General features: G+C 68.8%; 14 protein-coding genes and 3 pseudogenes. 7 read left to right on the forward strand and 10 right to left on the reverse strand.

Going from position 1 to position 16,167, the window contains the following annotated elements; translation table 11 throughout:
• From ADK54_RS45680 to ADK54_RS46640, 3 genes and pseudogenes are all read right to left on the reverse strand, one after another.
• Positions 1-330: pseudogene (locus tag ADK54_RS45680) on the reverse strand (IS3 family transposase); the annotation flags it as partial.
• Positions 327-524: a hypothetical protein gene (locus ADK54_RS45685; protein WP_199826872.1), complete on the reverse strand. Its 198-nt coding sequence runs from the start codon at positions 522-524 to the stop codon at positions 327-329. The gene ADK54_RS45685 and the pseudogene ADK54_RS45680, both read right to left, overlap by 4 nt.
• Positions 479-649, reverse strand: a complete 171-nt coding sequence (locus tag ADK54_RS46640; RefSeq protein WP_199826873.1) for a transposase — start codon at positions 647-649, stop codon at positions 479-481. Before ADK54_RS46640 ends, ADK54_RS45685 begins: the two co-directional genes overlap by 46 nt.
• 741 nt (positions 650-1,390) lie before the next feature.
• On the opposite strand from ADK54_RS46640, the gene ADK54_RS05320 reads away from it, so the two are divergent.
• Positions 1,391-1,588 (forward strand): hypothetical protein, encoded by a 198-nt coding sequence (locus ADK54_RS05320; protein WP_053724346.1) that lies wholly within the window; start codon positions 1,391-1,393, stop codon positions 1,586-1,588.
• Positions 1,589-1,688: 100 nt separating this feature from the next.
• Here ADK54_RS05320 and ADK54_RS05325 read toward each other — a convergent pair whose 3' ends face one another.
• On the reverse strand, positions 1,689-1,910 hold the full coding sequence (locus ADK54_RS05325; RefSeq protein ID WP_053724347.1) for a hypothetical protein: 222 nt from the start codon (positions 1,908-1,910) through the stop codon (positions 1,689-1,691).
• A gap of 797 nt (positions 1,911-2,707) precedes the next feature.
• On the reverse strand, positions 2,708-2,908 hold the full coding sequence (locus ADK54_RS47245; protein ID WP_234391931.1) for a hypothetical protein: 201 nt from the start codon (positions 2,906-2,908) through the stop codon (positions 2,708-2,710).
• Positions 2,909-3,065: 157 nt separating this feature from the next.
• Between ADK54_RS47245 and ADK54_RS42925 the strand changes: the two are divergent.
• Positions 3,066-3,978: pseudogene (locus ADK54_RS42925) on the forward strand (IS110 family transposase); the annotation flags it as partial.
• A 688-nt stretch (positions 3,979-4,666) separates the two neighbouring features.
• Complete coding sequence (locus tag ADK54_RS05335; protein WP_053724348.1) at positions 4,667-4,852, forward strand: hypothetical protein; 186 nt, start codon at positions 4,667-4,669, stop codon at positions 4,850-4,852.
• Between the two features lie 1,215 nt (positions 4,853-6,067).
• On the opposite strand, the gene ADK54_RS05345 is transcribed toward ADK54_RS05335, so the two are convergent.
• The 4 genes from ADK54_RS05345 to ADK54_RS05360 form a co-directional block, all read right to left on the reverse strand.
• On the reverse strand, positions 6,068-6,427 hold the full coding sequence (locus ADK54_RS05345) for a DUF805 domain-containing protein (RefSeq protein ID WP_053724350.1): 360 nt from the start codon (positions 6,425-6,427) through the stop codon (positions 6,068-6,070).
• A gap of 574 nt (positions 6,428-7,001) precedes the next feature.
• Positions 7,002-8,783, reverse strand: coding sequence for an MMPL family transporter (locus tag ADK54_RS05350; protein WP_234391932.1), 1,782 nt, complete (start codon positions 8,781-8,783; stop codon positions 7,002-7,004).
• Entirely contained in the window at positions 8,687-9,658 is a 972-nt protein-coding gene (locus ADK54_RS05355) for an MMPL family transporter (RefSeq protein ID WP_053724352.1), read from the reverse strand. The genes ADK54_RS05350 and ADK54_RS05355 overlap by 97 nt, the downstream gene beginning before the upstream one ends.
• A 554-nt stretch (positions 9,659-10,212) precedes the next feature.
• Entirely contained in the window at positions 10,213-10,671 is a 459-nt protein-coding gene (locus ADK54_RS05360) for a winged helix-turn-helix transcriptional regulator (RefSeq protein WP_053724353.1), read from the reverse strand.
• An 83-nt stretch (positions 10,672-10,754) separates the two neighbouring features.
• Here ADK54_RS05360 and ADK54_RS05365 point away from each other — a divergent pair, with 83 nt between their 5' ends.
• Both ADK54_RS05365 and ADK54_RS45690 read left to right on the forward strand, forming a co-directional pair.
• The gene (locus ADK54_RS05365) at positions 10,755-12,005 is read left to right on the forward strand and encodes an MFS transporter (RefSeq protein ID WP_053724354.1); all 1,251 of its coding nucleotides are present in this window, start codon (positions 10,755-10,757) and stop codon (positions 12,003-12,005) included.
• Between the two features lie 908 nt (positions 12,006-12,913).
• The gene (locus ADK54_RS45690) at positions 12,914-13,144 is read left to right on the forward strand and encodes a hypothetical protein (RefSeq protein ID WP_159047633.1); all 231 of its coding nucleotides are present in this window, start codon (positions 12,914-12,916) and stop codon (positions 13,142-13,144) included.
• Positions 13,145-13,160: 16 nt separating this feature from the next.
• Here ADK54_RS45690 and ADK54_RS47255 read toward each other — a convergent pair.
• Positions 13,161-13,340, reverse strand: a pseudogene (locus ADK54_RS47255) (DDE-type integrase/transposase/recombinase); the annotation flags it as partial.
• Positions 13,341-14,333: 993 nt separating this feature from the next.
• Here ADK54_RS47255 and ADK54_RS05375 point away from each other — a divergent pair.
• Positions 14,334-15,350, forward strand: a complete 1,017-nt coding sequence (locus tag ADK54_RS05375; RefSeq protein WP_159047634.1) for a hypothetical protein — start codon at positions 14,334-14,336, stop codon at positions 15,348-15,350.
• Positions 15,351-15,929: 579 nt separating this feature from the next.
• Positions 15,930-16,167, forward strand: a 238-nt coding sequence (locus ADK54_RS48705) for a helix-turn-helix domain-containing protein (protein WP_420717262.1), incomplete at its 3' end; no start/stop codon positions are given.

Consider the following 16,167-nt stretch of genomic DNA (forward strand, 5'->3'; position numbering starts at 1 on the left):
GACGAGGCCGTCGTGCACCGGCGGGCCGGCCTTCTTGATACTGCCGCGCTTCTTGCCGAACACGCTCCACCAGTTGTTGTCCCGGCAGATCCGCCACGCGGTCCTGTCAGCCATGCCGGATCCCGCGCTGCGGGCTTCGTCGGCCAGGAATCGGTAGCCGAACTCCGGATCCTCGCGGTGAGCGTCGGACAACGCGTCCGCACGTGTGGCCTGCTCGAACTCGGCACCGGTCACCGGCCGCTCCAGCCAGCGGTAGTAGAGCTGGCGGGCAAGCTTCAGGACCCTGCACGTGACCGTGACTGGAATTCCGCCCGTGGCCAGCTCTTTCACGAGCGGGTAGATCCTTTTCCCGGCAGATGCGCCTGCGACAGGCAGGCCGCGGCCCGGCGCAGAACCTCGTTCTCCTGCTCCAGCAGTTTGATCCGCCTGCGTGCTTCCCGTAGCTCCGCGTTGTCCTGGCCGGTCGTTCCGGGCTTCGTCACGTCGTCGATGCCCGCGCGGCGATGTCCGCGCGGCGCATCCATTTCCACAGCGTCATCGCGTGCACTCCGAAGTCGGCGGCCACCTGCTCGACGGTCACGCCCGGGCCGCGGTTCCTCGCGACCCGCACGACGTCCTCGCGGAACTCTTCCGGACAAGGCTTGGGCACAGCGACATCCTTCCCACCCGCCCCACAGAGCAAGCCAGTTCAGATAACACCCGATCGTGCACCAGCCCCCCCACGGCTACCCACCTGGGCATCTCAATGTCCGTTGACAGGGGGGCAGACGCCTCGCTGAGCACTCAAACACGGCGCGGCGCGCGGCCCGGTCACACCAACCCGGCCTGAAACTCGGCGAAACCCTGCAGAGCACCCACTTGGATCCTCAAGATCCATTGTCAGGGTGTCCACTCCACGGGGCGGGCCCCAGAAGGCCCTTGCCCCTCTGAGAGGAACACGCCATCACAGGTAGGCGCTGACCGGATCGGCGAACTCGACTTTGGTGCGCCCCAGTGCGGAGTTGCCCATCAGGTGCGGCCTTCCTGCGCGCGCCCTGCGGTCGACCCGCTCCTGGCCTTCGGCGGATAACCCTGCACACGATCTCGGAGTATTCACTCTCGACGCTGGTCCAGAAACCTAATTCCATGCACTTAATTCCATACTCCACAGTCCATATTCCATATTTCATCGGATTCTGCCTGCAGACCCTGCTTCTGTGCGTTCGAAACGGGGATCTTGATGTTCACCCATTCGGCCGCCTCCCGGTGTCACGTCGGAAGGCACGGAGTGAGGCTGACCATGAACAACGGGCTCACGGCTGCCGGTCGCCTCCGGCGCCCTGTCCCGGCCGTGTGGCGGTCGGGGTCAGCCGCTGCGCCAACCTCCAACCGACTCAAGGAGAACCCTCCCATGCGCCGTACCGCAGCCGTCATACTCGGCACCGCCTGTCTCCTCGGTCTCGCTGCCACTACCGCGACAGCAGCACCCAGCGCTCCCGGCACGAGCACCACCGCCAGTGCCCCCGTCGACTCCTGCGGTGTCGGGCCCTGTGAGAGCGTCTTCAACTTCAACATGGACAGCCAGGTCTCCGGCTGGGTCTGGCACTGACTCACACCCACGTTTTTCCTGATCGCCTGATCGTTCGGCCGGTATCGGAAAAACAGGAACACATATGGTCCCGGGACCATCACAGTTCCGGGGCCATGTACTACGGCGCGACGGGCGCCCCGACTCCAGCCGCACGCAGCCGTCGCCCCGGGGCCCGGATGCTCTGGACCACGACGTCGTCGTCCTCGTCCCAGGACAGGACGAGGTAGTTGGCGCCCGGGTACAGGGCGGTGAGGGTGTCGGCGATCGTGCGGGCCAGCCCGCGCGCGGTTGCCAGGGCAGCTTCGCGTGCGGTGGTGAAATGGTCGACGGTGGTAGGCATTCCAGCTCCTTGCAGGAGGCCGGCGTGAGCAGCGGACCGTCATTCCGCGCCAGCACAGCGAACACATCACCATCGACGGCCAGGACCACCACGTACGCCTCGGAGTGTGGCTCACCAACCAGAAAACCCGCCGCGACAAACTCAACGAACAGCAACTCGCCGACCTCGGCATCGACTGGGCGTAGGCCGTCAGGGTGACCGCAGCCGCGGCCAGTCGTTGAACCGGCAGGTCAAGGAAGTGGAACGGCACGGAGGCCCCGGGAAACGGCATGGCCCCGGGGCCTCCGTGCTGCCGGACACCCGCACCGCCGACCCGCTGCCGACAGCAGATCCGAGCCCACGCCTGTCCACGGACATGCAGGCCGCTCCCGCCGACCGACGGCGGATCCGGCCCCGAACTGCACGCCCACTGCCACAGGGTGCCCCCGCAGGGCGTCCCGCCCAAGCGGGCCCCCAGACAGGACGGGTGAGACGGGAGCACCGGCAGGCCCCCGGGCAGGACACCGCACTTCACCGGCAGTGAGCCGTGCGCTCCCGCAAACCTCCCCAGGGAGCGGGAGCGCACTCTTTCCAGGCGCACGCGGGACGAGCAGGGAGCACCCGCGTGGGGAACTGCCCGAGCGGGAGAGGGGACGAAAGCCCGCGCGGGCATCGCCGCTCCCCCATTACCTTTTCGGTGGCCCCGCAATGGGGCTCGCGGCCTCCGGGCCCGGCATGACTGCTGCCCCTGTTGACCATGATCTGAGGGGAACCGGTCCGGGATGCACGGGCAGACCGCTGATTAGCGCCTCTGTGTGTCAAGCGGCTGCTGCAGGTTGCCGTTGCTGGTCTCGTTTCATGGTTCGGTAGACAACGTTCGAGAGGCGTCGCTTGAGGGCGTGGCGAGCCTCGGCGGGCGTCTTTCCTTCGGTGATCTTGCGCCGGTAGTACTCCTCGCCGCGGCTGCCGTCGCGGAGCCACATCGCGCGGGTGCCGGCCGGCGGCGGCACGCTAATCATGAGCCAGCCCCGCAGGGCGGCGAGGAGCTATGCGGGCCCGTGGCCGACCGGCGCCCTGGGCGCTACGGCTACAGACCGAGCGTCTGAGGTCGATTCAACAAATCAGGGGCATGACCACCGACTCCCGCGGGAGTGAGGGAGGCTCTTCATCATGTGGATGCCGGCAGTTGGTGCCGCGGGTGTGGCCTGTGGGTACGACCGGAGAGTGCACGTAATCGACACCAGTGACGTCGACGTCTATCTCGGCCTGGACGTCGGCAAGGGCGAACACCACTCCACCGCACTGACCCCGGCCGGGAAGCAGGCCTTCGACAAACGGCTCACCAACACCGAGCCGAAACTCCGCGAGGTCTTCACCAAGCTGCAGGCCAAGCACGGCACCGTACTCGTCATGGTGGACCAGCCGGCTTCGATTGGCGCCCTGCCACTGCCCGTGGCCCGGGATGCGGGCTGCAAGGTCGCCTATCTGCCCGGCCTGACGATGCGTCGGATAGCCGACCTCTACCCGGGCGAAGCAAAGACCGATGCCCGGGACGCTCCATCATCGCGGACGCCGCCCGCGCGATGCCGCACACCTGCGCGCCATCGACATCGAAGACGAGACCATCGCCGAGCTGGAGATGATCGTGGGCTTCGACGACGACCTGGTCGGCGAGGCCACCCGCACCTCCAACCGGCTCCGCGGTCCGCTGACCCAGATCCACCCGTCGCTGGAGAGTGTCCTGCGTCCGCGCGTCCAGCACCCGGCCGTGCTGCTGATGCTCGAACGCTTCGGATCTCCCGCCCAGTTGAACTGTCCTTGACCAACGCAAGCTCCTCGTCACGAGGATCGAGGAACTCCTGGAGGCCCGCCCTCTTCGAAGGTCCTGATCTCGATGCCCGGAGTCCGGGTCAGGACCAGAGCCCGCACCCTCATCGACGTCGGCGACGGCAGCACCTTCCCTACCGCCGGGCACCTGGCCTCCTACGCAGGCCTGGCCTCCGCGACCAGGAGTTCGGGCTCCTCGATCCGCGGTGAACAGCCCTACCGCCGCGGCAACAAACAGCTCGAACAGGCCTTCTTCCTGGCGCCGGTCCTGCGACGTTCCCGCAGCCATCTCGCTCAACGCATAGGCCGTGGTCTTGAAGCCGTCAAAGTGATGGAACTCCCCCCAGGCCCCCAGCCGCAACGAGGCAAGCTCATCCAGCCTCAACCGCTGGGTCCCCCACGGGTTAACGGCCACGATCCCATCGGGCCCGACCTCCAACCGGACCCGAAGAAGCGGCCACCAGAAGAAGACCGCGAAGCCGGCGGCCAGCGCCGACCACAGACCGGCCGACCGCCCCGTCGCCGCACCCGGAGCCAGCAACCACCCGACCCAGCAGACCACCGCCTTCACCACGACAACCGCCGGAATCACAAACCCCGCCAACCGAGCCGGACCGCCCACCCGCCACATCAAAACCGGATCCCCACCCTGGTCACTCTTGCCGACATGGTGAGCCACGCCAGCTTGACCGAACCCATAGGGGCCCCCGCATAGGCGGCGTTCGCTTCCCGGCAGGCTCCGGGGAGGAATCTTGCTCTTCACTCGTTCAGCCGCTCTCCGCTGTCACAGCAGGAGGTCCAGGGAGAGGCTAACCATGAACAACAGGTTCACGGCTGCCGTCGCCTGGCGCCCTACCGGCGCACGCCCGTCCGCACGGACACCCAAGGGCCGGCCCGGGCCAGCCACCGAGCCAACCCCAACTGACTCGACACAAAAGGAGAACCTTCCCATGCGCCGTACTGCCGCCATCATCCTTGGAGCCGCCTGCCTCCTCGGCCTCCCCGCCACCGCCGCAACAGCAGCCGCCCCCACCCACACCGCCACTGCCAGCAGCCCCAGCGACGAGTGCGGCCAGGGCTGCCACGACAACGACTTCAACTTCAACCAGGACAGCGGCGTGGGCAACTGGCACTGACCCACCCCCACTGTTCCCCACACCACCCACAGCACACAGGTGGCCAAGGAACATAGAGACACATAGGGTCCCGGGACACGGCCACAGCCACAGTCCCGGGACCCTGCATGCCCGACACCAGCCACCAGACTCCCCAGGTCCTCCGACCGGGATCAGCCGCCGAACCGGCACGGCATTGGTTCATCGTGCCCTTGTCACGGGCTGTCCTGTGCACGGGTAGGCCGTACCCGTGGAGGTTGTCCATGTTGAAGTCCAAGGTGGGCCGTCCTGTGCGCGGTGGTGCAAAGACGCCAGGGGATCGCTCCCCTGGGGTGGCACCAGCCTCATCCGGTGTCTTCACGTTTCAACGCCGCATGCCCAACTCCCCATGGGCGGCAGGACTTACCGCAGCTCCACGCGCGTATTGAGCCTCGCCCCTGCCGGAGGCGACGGCCGAAATCTGGCGGCGGGCCGCATTTTCATAACGTTCGCGGCGCTGTTGGTATGGCGGTCCACGGCGTGACCGCACGCCACCTATGCACGGCCCTCCCTCTCGGTCCAGACGCTGGCCCCTGCGACCGGACAGCCGCTGTCCACGTACAAGGTGTCCTCGGCGTTCAGGGACGTGCACGTGCTGTCTTCCAAGCCCCTGGTCGTCGGTGGCTCTCCCGGTGAGGGCTCCGGCGCCAAGGTCTCCGACATCTACTCCATCGACGAGAAGACCGGCAAGGAACTGGCCCACATCACGATCCCCGACGAGAAGTACGCCATCGACTGCAAGAATGAGGTGGGAACCTGCCTGGGTCCCCTCGCGGGCGACAGAGGAAGGCTCTTCGCCATCCGTATGGACGGCAACAACGTCATCGCCCTGCGCACACCCCTCGTGTACGGGCACGGCGCGGTGGTCCGCATCGACGGCGCCTCCATGAAGCAGACCGTTCTCATGGAGCTGCCCAGCGACGACAAGCTCCTCAACTCCGTCCTGGGATCCCTTCACTGTCCGCGGCGACGACCTGCTGTACGACAAGAGCCGGCTGTACATCGGAGATCGGCTCATGGCCAAGGACAACGACGAGATCGACGGCCCCCACTACCTGTTCACTCGGCGCCAACTGACCGCCCATGGGTGCCGTTTCGCATCGCTCCAAGAGCCGGGCGCCAACAACCGGCGATACGCGACGGGCCCCGGTGGCGCCTGTTGTGGCACCGCCGGGGCCCACGTATGCCCTAGGTCCGTCAGATCGCGGGCAGCGGGTCCGCAGTGCCGGGGTACGGCCCGTAGGACTCGTCCGTTGAGCTCTCGTTGGCGCACATGATCAGCACCGCGATCGAGCCAATGGGGATGATGCCCCACAGGACATTCCAGCCGGACCGGCCGGTGTCGTGGAGCCGGCGGGCGGTCACGGCCAGGTTCGGGAGGGCCGTCGCGACCGTGTAGACGATCACGGGCACCGCGCCCAGGCCCAGCGCAGGTCCGGCGAAGTAGAGGGCGACGCTGACAATGGTGTCGATCAGCGCGAACATCCAGAACTCGGCACGGGTGGCCCGCCCCTTGAACGTCGCGTACTTCTTGAGCACGTCGGTGTAGTAATGCATGGCTGATCCCCCCACGGGACAGATGGTCGAACTTGTCCCGGATGGAGCAAGCCAAGGGAAGGAAGGTAAGCGACAGATAAAGGCCTGGTCAAACGACTATTCGGCCGGCCGCAGCCTCGCGGTGATCTGCGCACTGCCCCGCGATCCGGTTGATTCAGCGGGCACGCCGACGGCTGCGCCGAGTTCGCGAACCCTCGGCGGCCAGTGCGCACACCTGAGCAGATCTCCACAGCGGATCGACGCTGCTGCCCGTCACCGCCGCACGGCCTCTCCTTTCCACACCCACAGCCCGCACCCCGTAGCGGCCGGACCAGCCCAGGCATGGGCTGCATGCAGATGCCGCAAGTCTCTTGCGGACGGCGCAAGTTGATGCTCACCTGAGGGATCACATGAGCTCCCAGGAGGGGCGGGGTGCGGGACTGTGTTGGGTGGCCGGAGTCACCGCTGGAACTTCAGCGTTCCCGCGGCGGACAGGGTGCGCAGCCCTGTGACGGCGCAGCCGCTGACATCGCTGGTCGGTGTGGCGCTTCCCGTGATGCGACTTCTGTTCAGCGGACCTGAGGTCACGGTCCCCTCAAGCAGGGCGTTGCCGGGGTTGTAGCCGGTGGCGGAACGTCGGGTGGGGCGCACGGTGGAGGTTCCGGTCCGGTGCCCGTTGGCGTCGTACCAGGTGATGCTCCCTGAGCCGTGGACGCCGGAGGCGCCGCTGCAGTCGGCTTGCGCGGTGCCCTGGATCGTGAAAGTGGCGCTGCGCAACTGCTGGTTGGCGCCGGAGCATCCGGTCAGGTGGAGGGTCGCCGTGATTCGGGTGGGGTGCTGCCGCAGGGTGAGCGCCGGGCTGAAGCTGATCGGGTGGCCCGTGCGGGTCGCGGCCTTGCAGGACAGGGCGAGGCGGGAGCTGTTCGCCGTGACGGTGGTCGTGTTCGGCGTGGCGGACGCGGTCGCCGGTGCGGTCAGGGCAGCCGCGGTGAGCAGGGAGGCGACCTTGGCCGTCCAGGTCCGTGATGTGCGCGATGCCGACAGGATGCTGTTCATGAACTGAACGTGTCTCCTCACGGTGTGACAGGACAGTCGGGGCAGGGTCCTTCTCCGTCCTGCTGGGTCGCGGGACTCGTGGGGCGGAGGAAGGGGCCGGGGTGGGCACGGGTGGCAGTAGGCGGGCCAGCGGGGCGGGCAGCCACCAGTTGCGGTGGCCGAGCAACTGCATGAGCGCGGGGACGACGACGAGGCGGATGACGGTGGCGTCCAGCAGGACGGCGACGGCCACGAGGAAGCCCACCTGGCGCAGTTCCTGGCGACCGGTGGCGAGCAGGCCGGCGAAGACAACGGACATGGTGGCGGCGGCGAGCGTGATGGGCTGGGCCGTGCCGCTCAGACCGCGTGCCACCGCCTCACGGCAGGCGGTTCCGGCACGGTAGTGCTCGGTGATCCGGTGGACCAGGAAGACTTCGTAGTCCAAGGACAGGCCGAAGACGAGCGTCACGGCCATCAGGGGAACGACGACGTTGGCCGTGTGCCCGGTGAACCAGCTCAGCAGCCCGAAAGCCGCCCCGGTGGACAGCAGGTTCATCGCGATCGCCTTCACCAGCAGCACAAGACTGCGGAAGACGACGAGCATGAGCACGAAGGTCCCCGCCAGGACGAGCACGGCCACCTGCCACAGGGCGGCGCGCATCGCCTGTTGCAGGTCGGCGAGGTCAGCCGCCTGACCGGCGCACAGGACCTCCTGCCCGCCGGGAAGAGTACGGCCCGCGCGCCGGCGCAGGTCGTTCAGCAGCGCACCGGCCGCAGGGCGGTCGGCCGGGATGCGGTCGACCACGGCGACCACCGTGAGGTCACGGCCGTTGTCCAGCGCCATGGGCGTCACGACCCGCGGATCGCCGGCCAGCGCCTCGGTCAGGTCCGTCGTGTCGACCGGGCCCTGACCGGCGGCGTGGGGAAGGGCCAGCAAGGTGACGTTCGCCAGGCCGTCCCGCTCCATCTGGGCCAGTCCCACGCCCACTTCGCTGTGGGCCAGCGAGGCACGGTCCAGGTCCACGCCCAGACGCAGGCCGACCACCGGCACCGCCATCAGAACGAGCACTGCCATGGCGCCGCCCAGGTACGGCCACGGGTGGCACATCAGGTGACGGGCCCACCGCTCCCAGCTCGTACGAGCATCCCCCGGCCGTCGTACGCGGCCGGCGGACAAGAACCCATCGAGCCGGGGCAGCAGTACCGGCAGCAGTGTCGTCGCCAACGCCGCGGTGACCCCGGTGGTCACCGCGGCCGCCACCGCCACGGTACGCAGAAGTCCCACCGAGACGGTGAGCAGAGCGGCACCGGTGACCAGGACCGCTGCGGCGCACCACAGCACCGCCCGCCCGCGGTCGCCGTCGCCCGGCCGGCAGCGGCGTGCGGGACCAGGCCCTCGGCTCTGGCCTGCCGGTAGCGGATGAGCATCAGCAGGGAGTAGTCAAGACCCAGCCCGAAACCCACGGTCGTGGCCACGACCAGCGTCAGGGTGTCCACGGGCGTCACCAGGCTCAGCCCGGCCACCGCCCCCGTGCTCACCACGACGCCGAGACCGGCCGCCAGCAGGACCAGTACGGCCGACCCCGCCGAGCCGAGACCGAACACCAGCAGCACCAGCGCCGCAGGCACCGTGACGGCCTCGACCGCCCGCAAGTCCCCCACGTCCGCGGCCACAAACTCCTCCGTCAGCGGTGTCTGACCGGTCACCGCGACCGTGACCCGGCCCCGAGCCGCCCCGGCCACGGCCCGGTGGACCGCCTCACGCAGCACGGGAAGACGATCGAGCCGTGCGGCGGGGGCGCCGTTCAGCCCCACCAGCAGGTAGGCGTGGTGCGGATCCTGCACGGGACCCTCGGGCACGGCCAGCACCCGGCCGGCTCCCCGCACACCGGTGACCGCCCGTGCCGCCGCCCCCATGGCGCCCTGATACACACCGTCCTCGCGCCGTAACTGTCGGGAGGAGAAGGCGAGTACGACCTGCTGGTCCCCCAACTGCGGCATACGGTCCGCGATGAGACGGGCAGCCCGCTGCGAGGAGCCGTCCTCCGGCACCGGCAGGCCGCTACCGCGCAGATGACCGAAACCAACAGGAATGAGGATCAGCGCTGCTACGGCCACAACCGCCCACACCACCAGGCTCAACCTGCCCAAACGCCCGAGCCGCCCCGCGACCACCAGGACCGAACCGGTTGTCGCGATATCACTCTGTCTGGTCACGCCCCTCCAACGACTACTCCACCTGGCGGTAACGCGAGGTGGAGAGCGCGCACTCTGAACGGTCCCGGTGTGGGCCTTCGGCGTCGTCTACCAGCCCTGGCCCCACCCCACTCCCCCAGGCCGCCCGGCAAACCCCAACCGCCGCACCCCGGCAGCCCTGGCGGCGATTCACACAGCCGGCGGAAGCCCCCCCCTCTCGCGCGCGCTCTCGCCGCAGGCCCGTAGGCAAACGGAAGGCTCGCGTCCGGCGGCCGTCCATGTGTCTGGCCGACGCTTAGCGCGGGCAGGGCAGGGCAGGCGGTGCCACGTCACCGCGAGTCGACCACGGCAGCAATAAGGGCGCGGGCCAGCCGCCGTCGTCCGGTCCGGTCCTGGGGTACATCCCGTCCAAGGACGAAGGCGGCCGGCTCTGGGCCTAGGGCCGATGGGCCTGGACCTGCTGCACGCCGAACTGACCCGCGAGAACCGACCATGACGATCGCTGTGGCTCCGCTCGGGGCTCTGGCCCCAGACCGGAAGATGCTGGACCGGCTGAGGCGCCGAGCGGCTGCCTTCTATCCGGTCTTCTGCACGTGGGTGGTGTCGGTGCCGAGGAGGGTGCCGTCGGCGCCGGTCGGCGCGATTTCTGGCACGGGGGTGCCGTGCTCGTCGACGAGGACGGAGTGGGTCTCACCGGCCGCGAAGGCATGACGTTCTCCCCACTGCCGCAGGGCGAGGACGACGGGGAAAAGGTCGCGGCCAGCGTCGGTGAGCACGTATTCCTGGCGGCGGCCCGATGGTGCGGTGCGCTGGGCGAGGAGCCCGTGAGCGATGAGCTTGCGCAGGCGGTCGGTGAGGATGTTGCGGGCGATGCCGGTACGTCGCTGGAATTCGGTGAACGATTGCGTCCCGTCCATCGCGTCGCGGATGACGAGAAGGCTCCACCTGTCGCCGACGAGGTCGAGCGTGCGGGCGACAGGGCACTCGGGGTCGGTCCAGTCGGGGTTCGGGGCGCGCGGGGTCGTGCGCGACATGACACCTCCCAATGAGTTGCGAATCAAAACCATCATGCCGTACGGTCAAATCAGTTGCAATTTGCTACCGATTGGGGAACGTGATGGACGTGTGGCGGCGGTTACTGCTCGCGGTGGTGTGTGGTGTCGCTGTGGCGACCATCTATTCAGCACAGCCGGTTCTTCAACCGATGGGGCACGATCTCGGGCTGCCGCCAGAAATCGCTGGGTGGATCGTCTCGACCAGCCAGTTCGGCTATCTGACAGGGCTGGTGCTGCTGGTGCCGCTCGGTGATGTGGTGGCCGACAAGCGCCGGCTCATCGCCGTGCACCTGGCGAGCGCCGCCGTGGGCCTGATCCTGACGGCCTCGGCGTCAGCCGCCTGGGTGGCGTTCGTGGGGCTCGCGGCGGCGGGGGTGTTCGCGGTCGTGGTGCAGATCACGGTGGCCTACGCCGCGTCGGTCTCGCTGCCCGCCGAACGCGGACGGAACATCGGTGTCGTGACCTCGGGCGTAGTGGTCGGCATCCTGGGCGCACGGGTCGTCACCGGCGCGCTCGCCGACGTGTGGGGCTGGCGAAGCGTCTATGCCGTGCTCGCGGTGCTGTCACTCGGGCTCGCGGCCCTCGTCCTCGCCGTACTGCCGTCGGAGGGGCGCTCCGACGAGGCGATGGCGGGGTACAGGCAGGCCGTCACCTCACTCAGCCGACTGTTCGGGCAGCGCCTCTTCCTGACGCGCGGGCTCATCGCGTTCTTCCTGTTCGCCTCGTTCGGAACCCTGTGGAGCGGAGTGTCCCTGCCGCTTGCGGGCACGCCCTGGCACCTGAGCGAAACCCAGATCGGACTGTTCGGCATCGTCGGACTCGCCGGCGCACTCGGCGCGGCACGCGCGGGACGGTGGGCGGATGCAGGACGGGCGGCCCCAGTCACCGGTCTCGCGCTCACCCTGCTCATCCTCTCGTGGGCGGCAATCTCCCAGCTGCCGTGGTCACTGTGGCTCCTCGTCCTCGGGATCGTGCTTCTCGACTTCGCGGTCCAGGCCGTGCATGTGAGCAACCAGCACCTGCTCACCGCCACGCATCCGAATCGCATCAGCAGCGTCATCGGCAGCTACATGGTCTTCTACTCCCTCGGCTCCGCCCTCGGCGCAGCCACAACCACCGCTGTCTTCAGCGCCCATGGCTGGGCGGGCTCCAGCCTCCTCGGGGCCGGATTCGCGGCCTGCGCACTCATCGTCTGGGCGGCCGACAGGCAACTCCCCCGCCGTAGTGAGAACCTTCGGTCCGAGAAGGCAGGCACGCGCCAGGCGCAGGCGGAAACGGAAGCAGCCGGCCACGCCGGACAAGTAGTGAATTGAAGCCCCTCTCACCCACGAACGCACCGCATCGGTGGGTCGCAGCGGTGCACCGCACTCCCGCCAGGGGCGCGATTCGGTGCAGTACGTTCCCCAGCCGACGCACACCATGCCGACCATTCGGCACGGCCTTCACGGCCTCCCCTGATCGTCGCCCGGCGCTGCCACCCCCGTCGCTGCTGGGGCGACCACCACGAGGCCTCCGGTGACTGATGTCCACCAGCCATCACCCGGGGGCTTCTCCTGACGGCGGGCTGCACTTCCCACAACGGCCGAGCGAACCGGGCCCGCATCTGCTCCAGATGCATCACGTCCGACGCGACTGTGCGAGCCAGCGCTGAAGGATGGTTGGAGAGACGAACGGCGACGACGAACAACTTCTGCGCGGCCGCGTGTACGGCTACGCCTACGGCTACGACGGCCCAGACCCCGGTCCGCGGCTGCTGGTCATGCAGGATTTGCCGATGGCGAAGCAGGCTCTAATGACGAAGGCGCCCGGGTCGGTGCTCAGCCGGTTCAGCGAGAGGGCGGTGCCTGCTGTGGTTGACATACGCCGCACCGTCAGCGAGTTGGTGTGTCCGAGCCCTTGGGCCGTCACCTGGCGGGTCCACAGTCGGCACGGCCGCCGGATCCCCGCAACCGGGGAACCGCCCACCCCAGTGCCGTAGTCTGGTCGGGATGTCTTTCATAGCCGGAATGTCCGAACGTCATGCCGTGAAGCTGGCCTGGATCATCGTCCTTGGTGGCGCCGCCTCGGTCGTCGTGGGAGATCCTCTGTGGCGTTGGGTGTCCGGACTCGGGCCGGGTGCCGGCTTTGCCTTCGGCAGCGGCATTCTGTGCTGCTGGGCACTGGCCTCAGCCGCGCTGAGACGGCGGCAGTGGGTTCGCTGCATCGGCGCGGCAGCCCTCGGATGCGTGGCGTTCTGGCTCTGTCCTGCCTGGTCCCCGGGCGCAACGGCCGCCTCGTCGACTCCATTGGCATGGCGAGCGACCGGCGCATGTGGGTGGAGGAGAACCCAGCTGTCTGGGTGGCCATCGGGATCGGCCTCGCCCTCGGCGCTCTGGCCGTCTGGCATGGAGCGCCGCGCCGCGCCACGGGACGACGACGGCGCCCCGACTCCGTCAAGGACTGGGCCCCGTGATCGGCGCGGTGTACTTAACCGCTCCGGCGAGGCCGCCGCGGGTCCTCACTGCAGCGGCGAGGGCATCGGTGACGAGCCCTGTGCGCATGTGGTCGGCGATCGCCCAGGCGGCGTGAGTACAGGTCGATCACGGTCGCGAGACAGCAGAATCTCCCCCGCCGACGCTCAAGTACGTGATGTCACCGACATACTTCGTGGGAGCGTTCTCCAGTACCCAGTTCGCCGCCCTCCGGTTCGCAATCCGCGCCGCCAGCCGCGGCCGCACCAACAGCGAACCAGGATTCTCGCCTTCGGGGCGTGGCGGCTCTACCGGCTTGCTGGGCGGCGGCGGAGTCTTCGGCGGATAGCCGGGGCGATGACCGTCCCTCGCCATCGGCGTCCAGCAGCACTGCCACAACTTCCTTCCCACAACTGGGAGTTCAGGTCCAGGCGCCCGTGTTGCCCAGCCTCTCTCCCCCCCCACACACGGGGGCCGGGCGGCACGATGCCTCCGCCGAACCTCCCCTCCCCCCCCGCCTCACGAGGCCAGCAGCAGAACACACAGCCGTCTGTAGCCCAACCATCGTGCGGCTGCCTCAGCCCACAGGACGGCCGCCCCGCGCCGAACAGCACCAAGTGCACGGCCAGAGTGCGCCACAGCCGCAGCAACGCGGCGGCCCTCCTTTCTTTAGTCATCACGGGGGCAGTGTCAAGCACGACGTGGGAGAAATCGAGCAACGGCTTGGCGGTGCGTTTGTCGAGCACGGCTCGGTGCAGCCAGCCGCGTACCCCGGCTCGACCAGATTGGGAACCGGCGGTGAACCCTGGACTTCGAGGGCTGGTGTCGGGGCAGAGCCCGCCCCCGACACCGGGAACGCCCCCGTGCCACCCCGAAGTTCTCAACGGCAACTCACCGGAACCGACTTGGCCCTCACCACCTCGATGGCACCTGACGAGTGGAAGCCAGTAGCAGCTCCCAGACCGCCCAACGACAGCCGGTTGTGCTGCATGTCGGGCTGGCCAAGGTGCCGTTCGTCGGGTTGCGCTTGCCGTTGACCGCCGGGCCTCGGCCCTCTCTGCTACGGTCCGGCCCGCGCTCGCGGCGTGGCATGGGGAAGGAGGCCGGCCCGGTGCTGCTCCGCCGCGTGGTGGAGGGACCTGGTCCAGTGGCATGATGCGCCGCCGCGCCCAGCGCAACAGAGTTGTGTTCATGCGTGATCACCTTGAACGCCGAGCCCGCAGGCGCCGGCTTCTCGCCCGGTTCGCCGTCGTCGCGTGCCTGCCGTATCTGACACTGAAGTTGCTCTGGATCGCCGGTGCCGACGTCGGGGTGAAGGACCTCGGCAGTCTGTCGCGGGGGCAGTGGATCGCGGCCAACGCGGTGACCTTCGGAATGGACGCCATCGCGGCGCTGATCGCCCACGTTCTGACCCGGCCCGGCGGGCGGCACGTGCGGGCATGGCTGGTCCTCTTCCCCATGTGGGTGGCGACGGGCATGCTCGTCGCGCTGACGGTCACAGTGCCCGTGAGCCAGGGCATCATCGCGACGACCGGCGCGCAGAACCCGGCCACGTCCAACGACATGCTCCGCCCCTGGGTGTTCGGCGTCGTCTACGGCGGGCTCGGCGCCGAAGGACTGGTCTTGCTGGCGGCATTCGCGCTGTACGCCGACGAGCGCTGGGGCGGACTGCTGCGCACCCGCGTGCGGGACCTTACCGATCCGGCCGGCACCCAGGGCATGCAGCGGGTGCTCACCGGAATTGCCCTGGGGTTCCTCATCTCCTCGGGGATGCTGCACCTTGCGTGGGGGCTGGGCTCGGACGTGGGCATGAACGCGCAGTGGATCGCCCGCCGGAACGCAATAGGCCGTACCGGCGACCTGGTGCACGGTCTGGCGGCGCTGGCCGGGGCGGCCGGCCTGCACGCGCTGGTGTTCCGCCGGTGGGCACGGGTGCGGGTGCGCGTGCCGCTGGCGATGGCCTGGACGGGAGCGGGTGTCGTATTCGGGTCCAGCGGCTGGATGGACGTGGGGCGTTCGCCGGCCACGTCGGCCCTGCTGGGCGTCGGCAACACCGCCGACCTGATCGCCGGACTGCTCACCCTGTGCGTCGGCTGCTTCGCGCTGACGGAACTGACGGCCGACAAGGGCCGCACGATCCCACCGTCCACACCTGGCTCTCGCCACCTCGCCGCCGCGTCCCGTCCCGAACCACGCCCGAACCGCTGAACGGCCCGCACCCGAGGATCGGCGGACCAGCGAACAGAGCGTCCGTCCGCTCACCGAGGACGTGCGGAATGCCCAGCGTGTCGGCACCCCGGCCCCGCGGCCGGATCGCACGGGCCCCATCGCCTCCACCACGACCCAACCAGCTGTCCTGGTGGATGAGCTGGGCGGCACCCTACCGCTCGCTGGCCGAGGTGCCCTCGCGCGGTGTCCTGGCCGGAACACGCCGATCTGGTACGGGAGTTGGGCGCCGGGATGACGGCGGACCTCACGGCCGACCTGCCCGAGCAGGCGTATGACGCGGTGCTCGACACCGCCAGCGCAGACGTGTCCTCGGCGCTCGTCGGGGGTGATCGACCACGAACCCGATCCAGCTCGCCTTGCGGGCCGGATGGGGGCCGGACGCGGGCCGGTCGTCGTACTCGCCACGTACGCCTCCCCCGCCTTCCTCGACTGACCCGCACTCAGATCCCACACCACCGCGCGCTGCACGTCGCCAGCGACAGCACCCCCCTCCGGCTACTGACCTTTCCGATGGGTTGTCGGCGTGACGTCGGCGGCGTTCCGCGCTATGCCGGTGGTATGCGGTATGCGCAAGGGGGTGGGCTCAGGGCCCATGAACAGGCCGCCCGTGAACGGATACGGATGCTGGCGGCCGAGGGCTTTGAGCGGGGTGAGGAGAAACGGATGCTGGCGGCCGAGGGCTTTGAGCGGGGTGAGGAGAACACGGTCATCGCGAAGGATCTGCGGGTGAGTGTCCGCTCAGTCGAACGCTGGAGGCGGGACTGGAGGGCTCACGGCAGGGCCGGTTTGCGTAGTT

Source organism: Streptomyces sp. WM6378 (assembly GCF_001279695.1).
GTDB lineage: Bacteria > Actinomycetota > Actinomycetes > Streptomycetales > Streptomycetaceae > Streptomyces.

Excerpts from the sequence above, each read along its gene's own strand:
- ADK54_RS45685 (WP_199826872.1), bottom strand. The coding sequence starts at position 524 with ATGGATGCGCCGCGCGGACATCGCCGCGCGGGCATCGACGACGTGACG.
- ADK54_RS05320 (WP_053724346.1), top strand. The coding sequence starts at position 1,391 with ATGCGCCGTACCGCAGCCGTCATACTCGGCACCGCCTGTCTCCTCGGT.
- ADK54_RS05325 (WP_053724347.1), bottom strand. The coding sequence starts at position 1,910 with ATGCCTACCACCGTCGACCATTTCACCACCGCACGCGAAGCTGCCCTG.
- ADK54_RS47245 (WP_234391931.1), bottom strand. The coding sequence starts at position 2,908 with ATGATTAGCGTGCCGCCGCCGGCCGGCACCCGCGCGATGTGGCTCCGC.
- ADK54_RS05335 (WP_053724348.1), top strand. The coding sequence starts at position 4,667 with ATGCGCCGTACTGCCGCCATCATCCTTGGAGCCGCCTGCCTCCTCGGC.
- ADK54_RS05345 (WP_053724350.1), bottom strand. The coding sequence starts at position 6,427 with ATGCATTACTACACCGACGTGCTCAAGAAGTACGCGACGTTCAAGGGG.
- ADK54_RS05360 (WP_053724353.1), bottom strand. The coding sequence starts at position 10,671 with ATGTCGCGCACGACCCCGCGCGCCCCGAACCCCGACTGGACCGACCCC.
- ADK54_RS05365 (WP_053724354.1), top strand. The coding sequence starts at position 10,755 with ATGGACGTGTGGCGGCGGTTACTGCTCGCGGTGGTGTGTGGTGTCGCT.
- ADK54_RS45690 (WP_159047633.1), top strand. The coding sequence starts at position 12,914 with ATGCGTGGCGTTCTGGCTCTGTCCTGCCTGGTCCCCGGGCGCAACGGC.
- ADK54_RS05375 (WP_159047634.1), top strand. The coding sequence starts at position 14,334 with ATGCGTGATCACCTTGAACGCCGAGCCCGCAGGCGCCGGCTTCTCGCC.